General features: G+C 66.8%; 17 protein-coding genes. 4 read left to right on the top strand and 13 right to left on the bottom strand.

All coding sequences use genetic code 11. The annotated features are described in order from the left end of the window. Positions 1-156 precede the first annotated feature (156 nt). The 4 genes from FNL14_RS08745 to FNL14_RS08760 are packed head-to-tail and all read left to right on the top strand — an operon-like array spanning position 157 to position 3,985. On the top strand, positions 157-1,089 hold the full coding sequence (locus tag FNL14_RS08745; protein ID WP_370455829.1) for a sugar-binding transcriptional regulator: 933 nt from the start codon (positions 157-159) through the stop codon (positions 1,087-1,089). 10 nt (positions 1,090-1,099) lie between these two features. After that, entirely contained in the window at positions 1,100-1,969 is an 870-nt protein-coding gene (locus FNL14_RS08750; RefSeq protein WP_142059285.1) for an aldo/keto reductase, read from the top strand. Between the two features lie 7 nt (positions 1,970-1,976). Next, a complete protein-coding gene (locus tag FNL14_RS08755) occupies positions 1,977-2,906 on the top strand; it encodes an alpha/beta fold hydrolase (RefSeq protein WP_142059287.1) in 930 nt (309 codons plus the stop codon). Further along, the gene (locus FNL14_RS08760; protein ID WP_142059289.1) at positions 2,903-3,985 is read left to right on the top strand and encodes a glycosyltransferase family 1 protein; all 1,083 of its coding nucleotides are present in this window, start codon (positions 2,903-2,905) and stop codon (positions 3,983-3,985) included. The genes FNL14_RS08755 and FNL14_RS08760 overlap by 4 nt, the downstream gene beginning before the upstream one ends. A 53-nt stretch (positions 3,986-4,038) precedes the next feature. On the opposite strand, the gene FNL14_RS08765 is transcribed toward FNL14_RS08760, so the two are convergent. The 13 genes from FNL14_RS08765 to pyrR form a co-directional block, all read right to left on the bottom strand. Continuing rightward, the gene (locus tag FNL14_RS08765) at positions 4,039-6,186 is read right to left on the bottom strand and encodes a primosomal protein N' (protein WP_255470750.1); all 2,148 of its coding nucleotides are present in this window, start codon (positions 6,184-6,186) and stop codon (positions 4,039-4,041) included. 107 nt (positions 6,187-6,293) lie between these two features. Then, complete coding sequence (gene metK, locus FNL14_RS08770; RefSeq protein WP_050054961.1) at positions 6,294-7,529, bottom strand: methionine adenosyltransferase; 1,236 nt, start codon at positions 7,527-7,529, stop codon at positions 6,294-6,296. Between the two features lie 87 nt (positions 7,530-7,616). Next, complete coding sequence (coaBC, locus tag FNL14_RS08775; protein ID WP_142059291.1) at positions 7,617-8,858, bottom strand: bifunctional phosphopantothenoylcysteine decarboxylase/phosphopantothenate--cysteine ligase CoaBC; 1,242 nt, start codon at positions 8,856-8,858, stop codon at positions 7,617-7,619. A 34-nt stretch (positions 8,859-8,892) separates the two neighbouring features. Then, a complete protein-coding gene (gene rpoZ / locus FNL14_RS08780; protein ID WP_003800778.1) occupies positions 8,893-9,153 on the bottom strand; it encodes a DNA-directed RNA polymerase subunit omega in 261 nt (86 codons plus the stop codon). Positions 9,154-9,168: 15 nt separating this feature from the next. Next, positions 9,169-9,765 (bottom strand): guanylate kinase, encoded by a 597-nt coding sequence (gene gmk / locus FNL14_RS08785; RefSeq protein WP_142059293.1) that lies wholly within the window; start codon positions 9,763-9,765, stop codon positions 9,169-9,171. 45 nt (positions 9,766-9,810) lie between these two features. After that, positions 9,811-10,128, bottom strand: a complete 318-nt coding sequence (gene mihF / locus FNL14_RS08790) for an integration host factor, actinobacterial type (protein WP_170850801.1) — start codon at positions 10,126-10,128, stop codon at positions 9,811-9,813. 112 nt (positions 10,129-10,240) lie between these two features. Further along, positions 10,241-11,119 carry an orotidine-5'-phosphate decarboxylase gene (gene pyrF / locus FNL14_RS08795; RefSeq protein WP_142059294.1) on the bottom strand — a complete coding sequence of 293 codons (879 nt, stop codon included), beginning with the start codon at positions 11,117-11,119 and terminating at the stop codon, positions 10,241-10,243. Further along, entirely contained in the window at positions 11,112-14,426 is a 3,315-nt protein-coding gene (carB, locus tag FNL14_RS08800) for a carbamoyl-phosphate synthase large subunit (RefSeq protein ID WP_091419894.1), read from the bottom strand. The genes pyrF and carB overlap by 8 nt, the downstream gene beginning before the upstream one ends. After that, positions 14,426-15,718 carry a glutamine-hydrolyzing carbamoyl-phosphate synthase small subunit gene (gene carA / locus FNL14_RS08805; RefSeq protein WP_142059295.1) on the bottom strand — a complete coding sequence of 431 codons (1,293 nt, stop codon included), beginning with the start codon at positions 15,716-15,718 and terminating at the stop codon, positions 14,426-14,428. The genes carB and carA overlap by 1 nt, the downstream gene beginning before the upstream one ends. Next, positions 15,699-16,220, bottom strand: a complete 522-nt coding sequence (locus FNL14_RS08810; protein WP_142059296.1) for a hypothetical protein — start codon at positions 16,218-16,220, stop codon at positions 15,699-15,701. The genes carA and FNL14_RS08810 overlap by 20 nt, the downstream gene beginning before the upstream one ends. Further along, the gene (locus FNL14_RS08815; protein WP_142059298.1) at positions 16,220-17,566 is read right to left on the bottom strand and encodes a dihydroorotase; all 1,347 of its coding nucleotides are present in this window, start codon (positions 17,564-17,566) and stop codon (positions 16,220-16,222) included. Before FNL14_RS08815 ends, FNL14_RS08810 begins: the two co-directional genes overlap by 1 nt. After that, positions 17,566-18,588: an aspartate carbamoyltransferase catalytic subunit gene (locus FNL14_RS08820; protein WP_142059300.1), complete on the bottom strand. Its 1,023-nt coding sequence runs from the start codon at positions 18,586-18,588 to the stop codon at positions 17,566-17,568. The genes FNL14_RS08815 and FNL14_RS08820 overlap by 1 nt, the downstream gene beginning before the upstream one ends. Next, the gene (gene pyrR / locus FNL14_RS08825; protein ID WP_091419886.1) at positions 18,585-19,172 is read right to left on the bottom strand and encodes a bifunctional pyr operon transcriptional regulator/uracil phosphoribosyltransferase PyrR; all 588 of its coding nucleotides are present in this window, start codon (positions 19,170-19,172) and stop codon (positions 18,585-18,587) included. Before pyrR ends, FNL14_RS08820 begins: the two co-directional genes overlap by 4 nt. Between the last annotated feature and the right edge of the window lie 9 nt (positions 19,173-19,181).

The following is a 19,181-nucleotide window of genomic DNA, read 5'->3' on the forward strand; positions in this document are numbered from 1 at the left end:
TGGGGCTTTGTGTGTCGCGGCCACCCCTGGGTGCGCCGCCGTTCTCATCTATTGTTTGGAGTAATGGAAAATGGAGTCAAGGACTATGCACAAACGTGCAGAACGGAGGTCGGGGTGGATCCTTCCCGGCATGCGGACGCTTTGCGGGCTGCACAAATGTATTATTTGCAGGACCTCACGATGGACGCCATCGCCAGGGAGCTGCGGACCTCCCGGTCCACGGTTTCCCGGCTGTTGTCCTCGGCCCGGGATTCGGGCCTGGTCCAGGTCCAGATCCGCAATCCCCTGGACACTGCGCCGGAACTGGAAGGCTTGATCCGCCGCCGGTACGGGGTTGACGTGCACGTTGTCCCGGTGGTGGAAACCCTCAACGAAGCCGAAACCCTGGACCGCGTGGCGATGCAGGCCGCGCGGACGTTCGGGCCCCTGGTGGATTCCAACGCGATCATCGGCGTCGCCTGGGGCTCCACGCTCAGCGCCGTGAGCAGGCACCTGACCAGGAAGATCACGCACGACAGCGTGATTGTGCAGCTGAACGGCGCAGGCAATATGCACACGACGGGCATCACCTATGCCAGCGACATCATGCGCCGCTTCGGCAGCGCCTACGGAGCCCGGGTGGAACAGTTTCCGGTTCCCGCCTTCTTTGACCACGCGGCCACAAAAACCGCGATGTGGAATGAACGCAGCGTGCAGCGCATCCTCGAACTCCAGGCCAAGATGAGCATCGCGATCTTCGGCGTCGGCTCGGTTGACGCGGACTACCCGAGCCACGTGTACGCCGGTGGCTACCTGGACGAGAACGACCTCAAGATCCTGGCCGGTTCCGATGTAGTGGGCGATGTGGCCACGGTCTTCTTCCGCAGCGACGGTTCATCAGACGGCATTGTCCTGAATGAGCGGTCCACGGGGCCTGCCCTTTCCGAACTCCGGCAGGTCCGGCGCAGGATCTGCGTGGTTTCAGGGGTCTCCAAAATCAACGGCCTCAAAGGCGCCCTCGCAGCCGGCCTCGCGACGGACCTGATCCTCGATGAGGCAACCGCGCGCCGCCTCGTGGACCTGGAGGGCATGGCGACGTCGAGTAGGTAGAGTCAAGGTTATGAGGACCTCACCGCGGATCAGCCTGAACAACGGCGTGCTGATCGACCAGCTGGGCTTTGGCTTGTATAAGGTGCCGCCGTCAGACGCCGCGGGACTCGTAGCGACGGCCCTCGATGCCGGCTACAGGCATTTCGACACGGCCGCCATGTACGGCAACGAATCCGGTGTGGCCCGCGGCATCAGCTCCCTGTTGGGTGCGTCGGCGGGCAGCGGCGGCTCCGGGGAGCTCTTTCCCGCCCCCGCCAGGGAAGACCTCTTTGTCACCACCAAGGTGTGGAACGACCACCACGGCTACGATGCGACCCTCCGGGCCTTCGATGACTCAATGGTCAACCTGGGCCTGGACTACGTGGACATGTACCTCATCCACTGGCCCTGCCCCCGGCGCGGACTGTTTCCGGAAACCTACCGGGCGCTGGAGACGCTCTACCGGGAAGGAAAGGTCCGGGCCATCGGCGTCAGCAATTTCCAGCCTTCCCACCTTGACCGGCTGATGCAGACGGCGGAAGTTACCCCCGCAGTCAACCAGATCGAGCTTCACCCCTGGCTTCAGCAGCAGGAGCTGCGGAAAATCCACGACGACCTGGGCATCCGGACCGAAGCGTGGAGCCCCTTGGGGCGCGGCCAAGTGCTTGCCGACCCCGTGGTCCAGGCCTGCGCTGCTGAACATGACCGGACAGCCGCCCAGGTGATCCTCCGTTGGCACATCCAGCTGGGCAACATCGCGATCCCCAAAGCCAGTTCAGAGGCGCGCATCCGCGAGAACCTGGACATCTTCCGCTTTGAACTTTCGGATCGGGACATGGAAGCGCTCGCCGGCCTCGACCGGGGACAGCGCACCGGCTCCCACCCGGACAACGTCAACTAGGACCTGCATGAAAACAACACACTCAGGGCAGTCCGCCCCGCCCGCCTACTTCAGCCCGCATCTGGCCGGACGCACCCGCGACTCGTCCGTGCAGCTGGCCGGCGGGAAGGTGGCTTTCTGGACATATGAACCCGTACAGGAGCTGCCGGACACCCGGACCATCCTGGTGATCCACGGGTTCCGCGGTGACCACCACGGACTCCTGCGAGTGGCCGACCTGCTGCCCGATATGCGCATCATCATGCCGGACCTGCCCGGTTTCGGCAGCTCAGAGGCCTTCGGGCCGGGCGGCCACACCGTAGCCGGCTATGGGGCGTTCATCAAGGAGTTTATGGCCGCCCTGGGCCTGGGACCGGACACCGTGCTCCTGGGCCACTCTTTCGGATCCATCATCACAGCGCACTTCGTCGCAGCCCATCCCGACGCAGTCCATCCCCTGATCCTCATTAATCCGATTGCCGCGCCGGCCCTTGAGGGTCCAAAAGGCATCATGACCAGGCTGGCCGTGCTGTACTACAAGCTCGCCGCCCGGCTTCCCCGCCCGTTGGGGCAGGCCCTGCTGCGCAGTCCGCTGATTGTCCGGGTGATGAGTGAGGCCATGGCCAAGACGAGGGACCGGGAACTGCGGCGGTTTATCCACGGCCAGCACCACGCGTACTTCAGCGCGTTCGCCAGCCGGGACAGCCTCCTGGAATCTTTCACGGCCTCGGTCAGCAGCCATGTGGCGGAGGTAGCCTCCCGCTTGCAGCTTCCCGTGCTTCTCATCGCCGGTGAAAAAGATGAAATTGCAACACTTCCTGACCAGCACCGGCTTCTTGAGCTGCTGCCCAGCGGCAAACTTGAGGTCATTGCCGGCGTCGGCCATCTGATCCACTACGAAACGCCGGAGCCCGCCGCCCGGTACATCCGCAGCTTCCTGAAGGACCATCCCGCGTGAAGATACTCATTGATGCTCGTTTCACCAGGACCGACCACCACGACGGCATCAGCCGCTACGGCGCCAGCCTGATTGAGGCGACGGCCAAAATCGCAGACGTTTCCATGCTGGTCTCTGACCTCCGGCAGCTCGCCCTCCTGCCGGATGTTCCCTACACGTTGATCAACAGTCCGCTCTCCCCCGCCGAACTGTTTGTGGCCCGCAAGGTGAACCCGCTGGGCGCGGACGTTGTGGTCTGCCCGATGCAGACAATGGGCACGTGGGGCCGGAAATATGGGCTGGTCCTGACGCTGCATGACCTCATCTACTATGAGCACCCTGCACCGCCGGGTTTCCTGCCCGCCCCGGTCCGGGTGCTGTGGCGGCTCTACCACAAGGCCTTCTGGCCGCAGCGGCTCCTCCTCAACCGGGCCGATGCAGTGGCCACCGTCAGCCGGACCACCGAAGCCCTGATGGCCAAATACCGGCTGACGCGGCGTCCGGTCAGGATCATCGGCAACGCACCACAGCCGGCCGCGGAACCACGCGCACCGGAAGCGGGCGCCGAACCGTCAATTGTCTACATGGGGTCGTTTATGCCCTACAAAAATGTGGAGACCATGGTGGCCGGGATGGCTGCCCTTCCCGGCTACACTCTTCACCTGCTCAGCCGGATCACCCCGCAACGCCGCGGTGAGTTGGAAAAGCTCGTTCCGGCCGGGGCAGACGTGGTGTTCCACAACGGTGTGACGGACGAGGAATACGCGAAATTCCTGTCCACCGCCACTGCGCTGGTGAGCCTCTCCCGGGCTGAGGGGTACGGCCTGCCGCTGGTAGAAGCCATGGCCCTGGGCACGCCCGTCATTGCCAGTGACATCCCCATTTTCCGGGAAGTGGGCGGTGACGCCGCCAGCTATGTTGATCCGGCCTCGCCGGAGCAGTTCGCGGCGGCGGTCATGGGACTGCGGGACCGGGAACGGTGGGAGGAAGCCTCGCGGCGCTCCCTGGCCCGTGCGGGAGAGTTCACGTGGGACGCCTCTGCCCGCCAGCTGGTGGACGTGGCCCACGACATCGTCGCCCAGCGCCGCGGCAAAATGTAACTGGGCCGCGGCAGAAAGTAACAACGCCACCGCGGGAAGTAGCGGCGCCGCTGCTACAGAACGTCCACGCCGTCGAGTCGAAGCTGGACGGGTTCCGCGCTCCGCTTTGCGGCCGTCGCTGCCCTGGTTGCACGCAGGACGCGCGTTACGGCTGCCGCCTGGGCGTACGGGAAAAACAGCAGCGTGCGCACGTCATCCCCCACCCGGCGTGACGAGGGGGGACCGCTAAGGAGCACAGGGGCAGGTCCGGCGGTGCGCAGGCTGATTCCCGCAGGTTGCAGGTTCGCCGCCGCTGCAGCGGTGAAGTGTTCGACGGCGGCCCGGGGGCCGGTGACCGAGGCGATCCGCACCGCGGGCGGCAGTTGGAGTTCCGTGCGAAGGGACAGCTCCCGCCGGGCGTAACCAGGAGGATCCCACCGGAGCAGGGCACCCACGGCGGAGGTCTCCGAGGCCGTGATGACCACGAGGCCGTGATCGGACGCCGGCCGTACCAGGGCTGCGGCGTTGAACCAGCGGCGCACCGTGTCCTCACCGGCGCGCAAGTTTTCCCGCCGCAGCAGCGAGTCGCCGTCCAGGAGCAGAGCCGCCGCGTACCCGCCCTCGGCCACCGGCTCGGCGCCCACGGTAGCCACTACCAGGGACTTACCCGGGCCTACGCTTGCCTTGACGTGGTCCCCGGAGGACGTGATCACCGTTTTGCCAGGGAAACCGCGGCCCAGTTCCTCGGCCGTCCGCATCACACCGGTAGCACCCTTGCGCAGCCTCCGCCCACCGCAATGGGAGCAGCCCCACTCCAGTGCCGGGGTGGAGCACCAGCGGCACTGCGGTACCGCTGAACTGCCGGCGGCAAGGGCCAGCGGCCCCTGGCAGGTTCCGCAACGGGCGGGCTCCCGGCAGGTTTCGCACACGAGCGAGGGCACGTAGCCTGCACGGGCCACCTGGACCAGGACAGGCCCGCGTTCGAGTCCTTCCCTGGCCGCACGCCAGGCAGCGCCTGGCAGCCGGGCAATCCTTGCCAGCGGGTCCCGTTCCTGTTCGAAGCTGTCAGCGGTGTTCACAACCCTTGGGACCGTCCGGCGGACAACGTTCCGCTCAGCCTCGACAGGAAGCACCCAGCCCGTTTCCACCAGCCGTTGGACTTCAGTGCTCCGGGTATGGCCGGCCAGGAGGCACGCCGCACCTGCCTGCTCGGCGCGCAGGAGCAGGACCTCACGGGCGTGGGCATACGGTGCGCGTTGCTCGATATGGAGGTCGTCGCCGTCGTCCCAGCAGACAACGAGCCCCAGGTCCTTTACCGGCGCATAGGCAGCCGACCTGGTGCCGATGGCCACGCGGGCGGTCCCGGCAAGGAGGTGAAGGAAATTCTGGTAGCGGGGGGTGGGTCCGTCCTCTGCCGTCAGGCGGGCTACGGCATCTTCGGGCAGCAGGCCGTTCACCGCGTCCTCCAGCAGGTCAAGGTCGCGGTTGTCCGGCACCACTACCAGGGCGCCCCGGCCGGATTCAAAGGCTGCGGCTACGGCCTGGGCCAGCAAGTGGGGCCAGCCGGAGGTGCCGAAGCCCCGAAGCGGATTCATTACAGCCCGGGGCGCACCACCTTCACTCAGGTGGCGCAGGAATGCCGGGCCGTTGCGGTAGTCAGCCCAGGCGGAGTGGCCGGTAACGTCTGCACGGGTGTTACCTGGCTGGCGCACGGCCGCCTCAGCCGCTGGTTCCTGGGCGCCTCCGGATTCCCTAGCGGCAGGAAAGGTCTTCTCCAGCCGGGCAACCCGGGGCGGGACTGCGACACGCAGGACATCAGATACGGTTCCGGCATAACGCGCAGCAACAGCGGTGGCGAGGTCCCGGATTTCCGGCGTGAGGACGGGAACCGGGGAAACCACCTTTGCCAGCGGCAGGAGGCTGTGGCCGGCGTCGGATTCCGCCACCCGCTCGATGATGAAGCCGCTGAGGTCCTGGCCGTTGAATTTGACCTTGACCCGGACGCCGGGCTGCGCCTCATTATCGAGGGTGGCCGGGACACCGTAATCAAACGGCCTGTCCAGATGGGGCAGGGAGGACTCCACCAGGACGCGGGCCACCGGCAGGTGGCCTGCGAACTTCGGCCCGGACTGCTGTTTCCGGTCCGGGAACCCCTGCAGCAGGGACGGCTGCACGGCCGCGGGCAGGTCCAGCAAAGGTTGCGCTGCATCATCAGCAACCACTGCGGCCACCTCCGTTCAGCATCACCTATGTGGACAGAGCCAGCAAACCGCCAGGCACAGACATTCCGGTGCATCGGCATCGCCGCCGGCACGGGACACCGGTCCTGCTAGGCGTTGAAGAACGCCTTCAGGTCATCCACGCGGTCCAGGCGCTCCCACGTGAAGTCCGGATCGTCGCGGCCGAAGTGGCCGTGCGCGGCAGTCTTGGCGTAGATGGGCCGCTTCAGGTCCAGGGCGTCGATGATGGCGCGGGGACGAAGGTCGAAGATTTCCGCGATGGCCGCGCTGATGCGGGCCGGATCAACCGTTTCCGTTCCGAAGGTTTCAACGTAGGTTCCCACGGGGCGGGCCTGGCCGATGGCGTAGGCAATCTGGATCTCGGCACGCTTGGCCAGTCCTGCTGCCACGACGTTCTTGGCGACCCAGCGCATGGCGTAGGCAGCTGAGCGGTCAACCTTGGACGGGTCCTTGCCGGAGAAGGCGCCGCCGCCGTGGCGGGCCATGCCGCCGTAGGTGTCGACGATGATTTTCCGGCCGGTGAGGCCGGCGTCGCCCACTGGCCCGCCGATGACGAATTCGCCGGCCGGATTCAGGATGTTGGCAGCACGGGAGATGTCCAGGTTGGCGCCGGCAAGGACGGGCTCGATGACGATGGAGGCGAGGTCCGCGCGGAGCTGCGCCAGGCTGGCGCCTTCGGCGTGCTGGCTGGAGATCACAACGGTTTCGACGGAGACGGGCAGGTCCTTGTCGTAGCCTACGGTCACCTGCGTCTTGCCGTCCGGGCGGAGGTAGGGCAGCTGGCCTGACTTGCGGACTTCGGTGAGCCGCTCGGACAGCCGGTGCGCGAGCCAGATGGGGGTGGGCATGTAGGACGGGGTCTCGTCGCTGGCGTAGCCGAACATCAGGCCCTGGTCGCCGGCGCCCTGGAGGTCGTAGTCGTCTTCCTGGCGTCCTTCGCGGGCTTCGAGGGAGTTGAAGACGCCCCCGGCGATGTCGTTTGACTGCTGGCCGATGGATACGGAGACCCCGCAGCGGGCGCCGTCGAACCCGTTGGCTGAGGAGTCGTAGCCGATGCCCAGGATGGTTTCGCGGACAATCTGCGGGATTTCGACGTAGGCGTCGGTGGTGACTTCGCCGGCCACGTGGACCAGGCCGGTGGTGGCCATGGTCTCCACGGCTACCCGCGATTCGGGGTCGGCTGCGAGCAGTGCGTCCAGGATGGCGTCGCTGATCTGGTCGCAGATCTTGTCCGGATGGCCCTCGGTGACGGACTCGGAGGTGAAGAGCCGGAGCGCGGAGGGCGTGGCCCCATGGGACTGGGGAAGGTGCAGCGGTAAAGTCACTCAATTACCTTACTTGTTGGAATCCGGACTGCCCCGACGGGACGTCATGCGATGTCACTCTGTTCAGCGGACGTGCCCGCGGAACAGTCAGGTGCGGGGCGATACGTGGTTCAGTTCGAAGCCGATCCGGCTGATGATGGCGGCCGAAACCTGGGTCTTGGTTCCGGACGCCTCCTGTGGTTCGGAGCCGGAGCGGGCCAGGATGACCACGGAGTTGGTGTCCTGGCCGAAGACTTTGTCCGCGCCGACGTGGTTGACCACCAGCAGGTCGCAGCCCTTGCGCTGCAGCTTGGCTTCCGCGTAGGCCAGCACATCGCCGTGGCTGTCCCCGGTTTCCGCGGCAAATCCTACGATCAGTTGCTCGCCTTCCGCGGATCCGGAGCTGTTCCGGCGCTCCACGAGTTCGTGCAGGATGTCAGGATTGCGGACCAGCGTGATCACGGGATCGGCGGTGTCGTCGCGTTTTTTGATTTTGGTGCTGGAGACCTCTGCCGGACGGAAGTCGGCCACCGCGGCGGACATAATCACGACGTCGGAATCGGCAGCGGCTGCCAGCGCGGCCTCCCGCAATTGCAGGGCAGTCTCCACCTGGACCACTTCCACCCCGGCCGGGGGCGGGACTTCCATGTGGGCCGCGAGCAGCCGGACCGTTGCCCCGGCGTTCCGGGCGGCGACGGCCAGCGCGACACCCTGCTTGCCGGAAGAACGGTTGCCGAGGAACCGGACAGGATCCAGGGGTTCGCGGGTTCCCCCGGCACTGATGGTCACGGTCTTGCCTGCCAGCGGCAACTGGTAGTCCGACTGCCCCTCGACCAGGGCCATGGCGGCGTCGAATATCACTTCGGGTTCGGGCAGCCTGCCCGGTCCGGAGTCGGATCCTGTCAGCCGGCCGGTAGCCGGTTCGAGGACCGCAACGCCGCGGCTGCGCAGTGTTTCCACATTGGCGCGGGTGGCCGCGTGCTGCCACATCTCGGTGTGCATGGCAGGAGCGAACAGCACTGGCCCGTGGGCCATCAGCAGGGTGTTGGTCAGGAGGTCGCCGGCCTGGCCGGTCGCCGCTTTGGCCAGGAGGTCGGCAGTTGCCGGGGCGATGACCACCAGATCGGCTTCATGGCCCAGACGGACATGGTTGACCTGGTGGACGTCGTCGAAAACACTGTTGCTCACAGGGTTCCCGGACAACGCCTCCCAGGTGGCGGTGCCCACAAAGCGGGTGGCAGCCTCCGTGGGAATCACCGTGACGTGATGGCCGGCTTCAGTAAAAAGCCGGAGGAGTGATGCCACCTTGTAGGCGGCAATCCCTCCCCCGACTCCGAGGACTATGCGCACGTGACCTCCGTCAACAGCACCTCAGGCGGCAGAATTACTCCGCGGCTTCGATCGGCGTGGAAACCAGCTTGCCTTCGTTGATCTCGCGCAGGGCGATCGACAGCGACTTTTCGTTCAGCTTGGTGTCAACCAGCGGGCCGACGTACTCGAAGAGGCCCTCGTGCAGCTGGGCGTAGTAGGCGTTGATCTGACGAGCACGCTTGGCACCGAAGATCACCAGGCCGTACTTGGAATCGGCTGCCTCGAGCAGCGAGTCGATCGGCGGGTTGATGATGCCTTCAAGGTTCGTGGACACGAATTCTCCAAATTCCTAGCGGGCTGACGCTTCCCGCGCTCCATGCGGATGCGGGGTCAGCCCCATGAGTGAAACAAGCTCGTCCGCCGCCCGGCGAACGTCGTCATTGATGACGGTATGGTCGAACTCCGGTTCAGCAGCAAGCTCCAGTTTAGCGGTTTCCAGCCGGCGCTGCTGTTCCTCGGGGGTTTCGGTGCCGCGGCCCACCAGCCGGCGGACCATTTCGTCCCATGTGGGGGGCGCGAGGAAAACGAACTGGGCGTCCGGAACGGCGGCCTTGACCTGGCGCGCACCCTGCAGGTCGATCTCCAGCAGCACGGAGCGTCCCTCGGCGATGGCCTGGTTCACGGTGCTTTTCAGGGTGCCGTATGTGTTCTGGCCATGGACCACTGCCCACTCCAGGAGCTCGCCGTCCGCCACGAGCCGCTCGAACTCCTCTTTGGATTTGAAGAAGTAGTGGACACCGTCGATTTCGCCCGGCCGGGGGGCCCGGGTGGTGGCTGATACGGACAACCAAACCTCCGGGTAGTTGTCCCGGATGAAGGTGGACACGGTGCCTTTGCCAACAGCCGTCGGACCTGCGAGGACTGTCAGTCCAGGTTTTTTGCTCACGTATTCCTTTATGCCGGATTTCAGGGAAGGCGGCCGGAGCCAGCCCTAGTTCTCGTCTATAAAATCTACCAGCGCCCGGCGCTGGTGGATGCCGAGGCCGCGGAGCCTGCGGGAAGCCGCAATGCCCAGTTGCTTCATGATGGCGGCGGCCCGGACTTTGCCGATGCCGGGCAAAGCCTCCAGCAACTCCGAGACCTTCATCCGCGCCATGGCTTCGTCTTCCATGGCCGAGTTGATGATCTCGGCCGCGGACCGCTCGCGGTTCTTCAGGCTTTCCTTGGCCGCCGCGCGGGTGGCCCTGGCTGCCGCCGCTTTGTTCAGGGCGTCTGTACGCTCGGACGCGGATAAGGGTCGAAGCACCATGGGTGGCACCCCCGGATCTCGGCGGTTACGTCCAGGGGCGGCCGCCCTTGGACTTGTCCTGAAACTACCCTTTGGTGCTGCTCGAATCAATGGATCAGGGGAAACGGCTCCCCTATTCGCCGCGCAATCCGTCGAGGGTCCGCTGGGCGGCGTCCCGCAGTTCCTGCCGTTTGGGGCCGGCCGAGAGGATCTCCCGGCTGGACGTTCCCAATACCTGGCCATAGGCGTTGCCGAAGGTGGCGCGCAGATGGGCCGGCGTGGCGCCCTGTGCGCCGAGGCCCGGCGCCAGGATGGGTCCACGCATGGCCGCGAGGTCCACGTCAAGGTCCGCCAGGGCGGAGCCTACCGTCGCGCCGACAACCAGTCCCACAGAACCCAGATCGCCGGGGTAACGGCGGTTTTCCCCGCCGGCTGCCTGGGCAATGCGGCGGGCCACCGAATCCGCTCCCCCGACGTGCTGGACCGACGGCCCTTCGGGGTTGGAGGTCAGAGCCAGGACAAACACGCCGCGGCCGGTTTCGGCCGCGAGGTCCAGGGCCGGACGCAATGATTCGAAGCCCAAATAGGGGCTCAGGGTTACCGAGTCGGCGGCCAGCGGGGAACCATCCCGGAGCCAGGCGTCGGCGTAGGCAGCCATGGTGGATCCGATGTCGCCCCGCTTGGCGTCGGCGATGGTCAGCACGGACTCATCCCGGGCAACGGCAAGGACTTCCTCCAGGACGGCAATCCCGGCGGATCCATGGCGCTCGTAGAGCGCCACCTGCGGCTTGACCGCGGCAGCGAGGGAAGCCACCGCTTCCAGGACCGTCAGGGAAAACGCACGGAGGCCGTCGACGTCGTCCTTCAGCCCCCAGGCGGACAGCAGGGACGGGTGCGGATCAATTCCAACGCACAGCGGGCCGCGGGCGGCCATGGCGGCGCCGAGCCGGGAGCCGAAGGACTCCCGGCCGGCGGCGGATACCGGGCTGTTGCCTGCTGCCTGCTCAGGCATGCTGCAGGGCCGCCTTCTGGGACTCGGCGAGGGCTGCCGCGTGCTCCTGCAGGCTGGTGACGGACCACTCGTAGGTACGCATGGCCTCGATCGCCTGGACGGCGGCGTTGAATTCGGCCACCGTGGTGATGCAGGGGATGCCGATGGAGGTGGCGGCGGCGCGAAGTTCGTAGCCGTCGCTGCGGGCTTCGCCGCCGGAAGGGGTGTTGAAGACCATGTCGATCTCGCCGGCGATGACGAGGTCCGCGATGGTGCCTTCGCCTTCGGCGCTGCTGCCTTCAGCGACCTTGCGGACCGGGGTGGCCTGGATGCCGTTGCGGCGCAGGACGTCCGCCGTGCCGCCGGTGGAGACGATCTCGAAGCCGAGGTCCGAGAGCCGCTTGACGCCCATGATCACTGAGCGCTTGTCGCGGTTGGCCACGGAGACGAAGATCTTGCCTTCGGTGGGCAGCGCGTTGTTGGCCGCGGCCTGGCTCTTGGCAAACGCGGTGTCGAAGTGCTTGTCGATGCCCATGACCTCGCCGGTGGAGCGCATCTCGGGGCCAAGCAGGGAGTCCACCACCTTGCCTTCGAGGGTGCGGAAGCGGCTGAACGGCAGGACTGCCTCCTTGACGGACACCGGAGCGTCCAGGGGCAGGGTGGAGCCGTCGCCCACCTCCGGCAGCATCTTGTAGGCGCTGCGGAGCTGGTTGATGGTCACGCCGGTGCCGATCAGGGCCGCGGCCTTGGCCATCTGCACGCCGGTGGCCTTGGAGACGAACGGCACGGTCCGGGATGCGCGCGGGTTGGCTTCGAGGACGTAGAGCACGTCCGAGGCCAGGGCGAACTGGATGTTGATGAGGCCGCGGACGCCCACGCCTTCGGCGATGGCCCGGGTTGCAGTGCGTACCCGCTCCAGGACGTTGGCGCCCAGGGTGATGGGCGGCAGGACGCAGGCGGAGTCGCCGGAGTGGATGCCGGCTTCCTCGATGTGCTCCATGATGCCGCCAAGGTACATGTCGGTGCCGTCGAAGAGGGCGTCGACGTCGATTTCGACGGCGTCCTCCAGGAAGCGGTCGATCAGCACCGGGTGGTCCGGGGTGATTTCCGTGGCGTTGGCGATGTAGCGGGACAGGTTGGGCTCGTCGTAGACAATCTCCATGCCGCGTCCGCCCAGAACGTAGGAGGGGCGGACCAGGACCGGGTAGCCGATCTCGTCCGCGATCTTCTTGGCATCCTCGAAGGAGACGGCGGTGCCGTTCTTCGGCGAGACCAGCCCTGCCTTGTCCAGGACCCGGGAGAACATGCCGCGGTGCTCGGCGAGGTCGATGGCTTCCGGCGACGTGCCCAGGATGGGCACCCCGGCGTCGGCAAGCTGCTGGGCGAGCTTGAGCGGTGTCTGGCCGCCGAGCTGGACGAAGACGCCCATTACGCCGCCGGTGCGCTCTTCGGCCGCGATGACCTCCAGCACATCTTCGAGCGTCAGCGGCTCGAAGTACAGGCGGGTGGAGACGTCGTAGTCAGTGGACACGGTCTCGGGGTTGCAGTTGACCATGACCGTCTCGTAGCCGGCCTTGCGCAGGGCCATGGAGGCGTGGACACAGGAGTAGTCGAACTCGATGCCCTGGCCGATGCGGTTGGGGCCGGAGCCGAGGATCAGGATCGAGGGCTTGGCGTGCAGCGCTACCTCGTCCTCCTCGTCGTAGGCCGAGTAGTGGTACGGGGTGTAGGCAGCGAATTCCGCGGCGCAGGTGTCCACGGTCTTGTAGACGGGGCGGATGCCCAGTGCCTGGCGGACGCCGCGGACCACGGCCTCGGAGTTGTGCGTGAGGGCACCGATCTGTTCGTCCGAGAAACCGTGCCGCTTGGCGCGCTTGAGCATCTCAGCCGTGAGCGCCCCGGCCTGGCGGATTTCGCGGGAGATCTCGTTGAGGAGCTGGAGCTGGTCCAGGAACCACGGGTCAATCTTGGTGGCCTCGAAGAGATCCTCCACCGAGGCACCGCCCAGAAGCGCGCGCTGGACCTGGTGCAGGCGCTCGGTGGTGGGGCGCTTGGCCTTTTCGATCAGCTCGGCGACTTCCCACTCGGGAACGCTGCTGAAGTCCAGCTGCGAGCCCTTCTGCTCGAGGGAGCGCAGGGCCTTCTGCAGTGCTTCGGTGAAGTTGCGGCCCATGGCCATGGCTTCGCCCACGGACTTCATGGTGGTGGTGAGGGTGTTGTCCGCTGCCGGGAACTTCTCGAACGCGAAGCGGGGAACCTTCACCACCACGTAGTCGAGGGTGGGTTCGAAGGACGCGGGGGTCTTCTGGGTGATGTCGTTGGGGATCTCGTCCAGCGTGTAGCCCAGGGAGAGCTTGGTGGCGATCTTGGCGATGGCGAAGCCGGTGGCCTTGGACGCCAGCGCCGAGGAACGGGACACGCGGGGGTTCATCTCGATGACCACCACCCGGCCGGTGGCGGGGTCGATGGCGAACTGGATGTTACAGCCGCCGGTGTCCACGCCCACTTCACGGATCACGGCGATGGAGATGTCGCGCAGCCGCTGGTATTCGCGGTCGGTCAGGGTGAGGGCGGGTGCCACGGTGATGGAGTCGCCGGTGTGGACGCCGACGGGATCGAAGTTCTCGATGGAGCAGACCACCACGACGTTGTCGTTCTTGTCGCGCATCATCTCGAGCTCGTACTCTTTCCAGCCCAGGATGCTCTCTTCGAGCAGCACCTCGGACGTGGGGCTGTACTGCAGGCCCTGGCCCACGATGCGGCGGAGGTCGTCCTCGTTGTAGGCAAGGCCCGAGCCGAGGCCGCCCATGGTGAAGGACGGGCGGACCACCATGGGGTAGCCGAGGTCGTCGGCGGCCTTGAGGGCCTCGTCCATGCTGTGGATGATGTGGCTGCGGGCGGATTCGGCACCGCAGCGTTCCACCACGCCCTTGAACTTTTCGCGGTCCTCGCCGAGTTCAATGGCGGCGATGTTGGCGCCGATGAGCTCCACGTTGTACTTCTCGAGCACACCGTTCTTGTCCAGGGCGATGGCGGTGTTCAGGGCCGTCTGGCCGCCCAGGGTGGGCAGCACGGCGTCCGGGCGCTCCTTGGCGATGATCTTCTCCACCACCTCGGGGGTGATGGGCTCAACGTAGGTGGCGTCGGCGAACTCGGGGTCGGTCATGATGGTGGCCGGGTTGGAGTTGACCAGGATGACCCGCAGGCCTTCCTCCTTGAGGACGCGCAGCGCCTGCGTGCCGGAGTAGTCGAATTCGGCGGCCTGGCCGATGACGATCGGGCCGGAACCAATGACGAGGACGCTCTTGAGATCTGTACGTTTCGGCATTACTTCTTGTCCTCAGTCTTGTTGTCGTTTTTGTGTTCAGCGCCGGCTGAATGTGCGGAGTCCACGGGGTCCTTGGACAGGTTCGCGGTCCTGCCGTCCCGGGTGCCCTCCATCAGGTCGATGAAGCGGTCGAACAGGTAGGCGGCGTCGTGCGGTCCGGCCGCTGCCTCCGGGTGGTACTGCACGGAGAAGGCGGGGATGTCCAGGCAGGCGAGGCCTTCCACGACGTCGTCGTTCAGGCTGACGTGGCTGACCTCGACGCGCCCGTAGCGTGCCTCGGGAGCCTGGGTGGCGCCGTCGAGCGGTGCATCCACGGCGAAGCCGTGGTTCTGCGAGGTGATCTCCACCTTGCCGGTGCGGCGGTCCATGACGGGCTGGTTGATGCCGCGGTGGCCGTAGCGCAGCTTGTAGGTGCCAAAGCCCAGGGCGCGGCCCAGGATCTGGTTGCCGAAGCAGATGCCGAAGTACGGCAGCTTTTCGTCCAGGACGGAGCGGAGGAGCTTGACCTGGGTGTCGGCGGTGGCGGGGTCGCCGGGGCCGTTGGACATAAAGAAACCGTCCGGGTTGACGGCCTTGACGTCCTCGAGGGTGGCGGTGGCGGGGAGCACATGGACGCGGACGCCGCGCTCTGCGAACCGGGCCGGGGTCATGGCCTTGATGCCGAGGTCAATGGCGGCGATGCTGAACCGGGGTTCGCCGTCCCAGCCGTGGTCCTTCGGTTCCACGACGTACGCCTCATCCACGCTGACTTCCTCGGCCAGGCGGGAGCCTTCCATCGGGGCGCTGGCCAGCACGGCGTCGAGCAGCTCCTTGTCCGTGGCCTGCGCGGCTTCGCCGGAGAAGATTCCGGCGCGCATGGTCTTGTGCTCGCGCAGGTGGCGGGTGATGGCGCGCGTGTCCACACCCTGGATGCCCACGATGCCCTGGGCCACGAGTTCTTCGTCCAGGGAGCGCTCGGAGCGCCAGTTGGACGGGCGGCGGGCGGCGTCGCGGACGATGTAGCCGGCCACCCAAATGCGGCGGGACTCGGCGTCGTCATTGTTCACGCCGGTGTTGCCGATGTGCGGTGCGGTCTGCACTACCAGCTGGCGGGCGTAGGAGGGGTCAGTGATGGTTTCCTGGTAGCCGGTCATGCCGGTGGCGAAGACTGCCTCGCCCAGGGCGGTGCCGGTGGCGCCGTAGCTGCTTCCGCGGAAGATGCGGCCGTCTTCGAGGACGAGCGCAGCAGGAGCGGAAACTGGGGCGGATACTGCGGTGTTTGTTGTCACTTGCTTACTTTCCACTATTGGCATCAGCCGCGGGGGCCGAAGAAATCAATTCCTGAAGTGCTGCGAAAAGCACGTTCCTGTCCTCTGCGCGGCGGGTCCGGAAGCCGGTGTCCAGCTCGTGGCTGCCATGCCTCCACGCCAGGACCAGGAGGCCGTCCTTCTCCACGAACTTGCCGGCCATGCCGCTGTCCAGCCGCACCCCGGTGAGGGTTGCCGCGGGAATGTACAGCGCCGGCGCCCCTGCCCGGTCAAAGAGGACGCCGTGCGGGTAGACCTCCAGCGTGGCGTTGGTCCGGATGCCGAGCCCGTGCACGGCGATCCGGTCCAGCCAGTCACCGCCGGTGGTGGATGCGACGTACTGCCCCTCGGCACTGACGATCGGCTCCCCCGGCGCTTCGGGCACCAACGGCAACTGTTCGACGTCGGCCTGGCGCCTTAGGCGGTTCCGCCAGCCCAGGCCGATGAGGACGAAGGCGATAGCAATGAGGGCCAGCGTGATAACCAGCGAAAGCAGCTGGGTGTCCATCAGGCGGCGCCCACGGACGCGGCGTGCGGGTACGGGGTGTTGAGCTTGCCGTCCAGCACGGTGGGGTGGCCCTTGAAGAAGGTGGCCACCACCTTGCCGGGCAGCTCCATGCCCTTGAACGGGGAGTTCCGCCCCATGGTGGCCATCTTTGCGGGCTCCACCGTCCACCGCGCGGCGGGATCCACCAGGATGATGTTGGCGGGCTCCCCCGCTTCCAGCGGCCGGCCCTGGTCCTCGAGCCGGCCGATCTTCGCGGCAGCTGCAGAGGTGACCCGGGCGAAGTCCGCCCAGCTCATCAGGCCCGTTTCGATCATGGTGTGCTGCACTACGGACAGCGCTGTTTCCAGCCCGGTCATGCCCATGGCGGCTTGGGCCCACTCGCATTCCTTGTGCTCGCTGGGATGCGGCGCGTGGTCGGTGCCGACGACGTCGATGGTTCCGTCTGCGAGGCCGGCGCGCAGGGCCTGGACGTCGGCGTCGGTGCGCAGCGGCGGGTTGACCTTGTACACGGGGTCGTAGCTGCGGACCAGGTCATCGGTCAGCAGCAGGTGGTGCGGGGTGACCTCTGCCGTGACGTTGATCCCGCGCTGCTTGGCCCACCGGATGATTTCCACTGAACCCGCGGTGGAGACGTGGCAGACGTGGAGCCGGGAGCCAACGTGCTGGGCCAGCAATACGTCGCGGGCGATGATGCTTTCCTCGGCCACAGCGGGCCAGCCGGTGAGTCCCAGAACGGCGGAGACTTCGCCTTCGTTCATCTGGGCCCCAGCGGTGAGGCGCGGTTCCTGGGCGTGCTGGGCCACCACGCCGTCGAACGCCTTGACGTACTCCAGGGCACGGCGCATCAGCACGGGATCGTGGACGCAGATGCCGTCGTCGGAGAACATCCGGACCCGGGCGCGGGAATCGGCCATGGCTCCCAGTTCGGCGAGCTGCTCGCCGGCCAGGCCCACGGTGACGGCGCCCACGGGGCGGACGTCCACCCAGCCGGCTGCCTGTCCCAGGCTGTAGACCTGTTCCACCACGCCGGCGGTGTCTGCTACCGGAGTGCTGTTGGCCATGGCGTGGACGGCGGTGTATCCGCCGAGGGCAGCGGCCCGGGTTCCGGTTTCCACGGTCTCGGCGTCCTCGCGGCCGGGCTCGCGGAGGTGGGTGTGGACGTCCACCATGCCGGGCAGCGCCACCAGGCCGGCGGCGTCGATGACGGTGGCACCTGTGTCCCTGCCTTCGGCAGACAGGCCGCTGCCCGTTTCGGCGATGACGCCGTCGCGGATCAGCAGGTCTGCCGCCTCGCCGCCCAGGAGCGAGGCGCCGCGGATCAGATAGGTTCCGGTGTTGCCAGCCATCAGTTGCTCTCCTTGGTGGAATGGGTGCCGGCATACGCCAGGGCGGGGGCGGCTGGTTCGCGGGTGTCCCCGGAGAGCAGCAGGTACAGGGCGGCCATCCGCACGGACACGCCGTTGCGGACCTGGGCCAGGACGGTGGAGCGGGGGGAATCGGCGGCGGCCGCGGAGATTTCCAGGCCCCGGTTCATGGGACCGGGGTGCATGATGATGGTGTCCTTCATGCCCAGGGCGTCCAGCGCGTGAAGCCGGTTGTCGTCGAAGCCCCACCGGCGCGAGTACTCCCGGGTGCTGGGGAAGAAGGAGGCGTTCATGCGTTCGCCCTGCACGCGGAGCATCATCACGGCGTCGACGCCCTGCTCGAGGGTTTCGTCCATGTTGTAGCTGACCCTGCAGGGCCATTTTTCGACGCCGATAGGCAGCAGGGTGGGCGGGGCCACGAGGGTGACCTCGGCGCCGAGGGTGCGCAGGAGCCAGACGTTGGAACGGGCCACGCGGGAGTGCAGGACGTCGCCGGCGATCGCAACGCGCATTCCCTTGAGGTCTGCACCTTCCGAGCCGGTGCCGGCCAGGCGGGCCCAGTGCCGGCGCATGGTGAACGCATCGAGCAGCGCCTGGGTGGGGTGTTCGTGGGTGCCGTCGCCGGCGTTGATGACGGCGGCATCGATCCAGTCCGTTGAGGCCAGCCGGTGCGGCGCCCCGGAGGCCCAGTGCCGGATGACGACGGCGTCCGCGCCCATCGCGGACAGCGTCTGGGCTGTGTCCTTGAGGGACTCCCCCTTGGAGACTGAGGAGCCCTTCGCGGCGAAGTTGATGACGTCCGCCGAGAGCCGCTTGGCGGCGGCTTCGAAGGAGATGCGCGTGCGGGTGGAGTCCTCGAAGAAGAGGTTCACCACGGTGCGGCCGCGCAGTGCAGGCAGTTTCTTCACTTCGCGGTCGCCCACGGCAGCCATTTCCTCGGCGGTGTCGAGGATGCGGATGGCGTTGGCCAGGCTCAGGTCTTCGGTGGAGAGAAGATGCTTCACGAGCGGCCCTCGATCACTACTTCATTGACGGGGGTGCCGCCGGGGGCCGTGTCCGTTTCCTCGAGCCGGACGCGGACTTTCTCCGCGGAGGAGGTGGGCAGGTTTTTGCCTACGTGGTCTGCCCGGATGGGGAGCTCGCGGTGGCCGCGGTCAATAAGCACGGCGAGCCGCACGATGCGGGGCCGGCCCAGGTCCACCAGGGCGTCCAGGGCGGCACGGATGGTGCGGCCGGAGTACAGGACGTCGTCAATGAGGACTACTACTTTGTTGTCGATGCCCGTGCGCGGCAGCTTGGTGGGGTACGGCGGGCGGGTGCCCTGGTGCGAGAGGTCGTCACGGAACATGGTGACATCGAGCTGGCCGGTGATGGCTGCGGCGTCCACGGAGGGATCCGCAGCGGCGATCTTTTGGGCGAGCCGGGCGGCCAGCGGGTAACCACGGCGTGGAATGCCGAGCAGGACCAGGTCCTGGGAGCCCTTGTTGGCCTCGAGGATCTCATGGGCGATACGAGTGAGGGCCCGGTCAATGTCCGCCTGGCTGAGGACAACCCTGGCTGGAACCGGTGCGCTGGTGACAGAAGTCAACGCTCGTCT

It is taken from the genome of Pseudarthrobacter sp. B4EP4b, from assembly GCF_006680095.1.
Classification (GTDB): domain Bacteria; phylum Actinomycetota; class Actinomycetes; order Actinomycetales; family Micrococcaceae; genus Arthrobacter.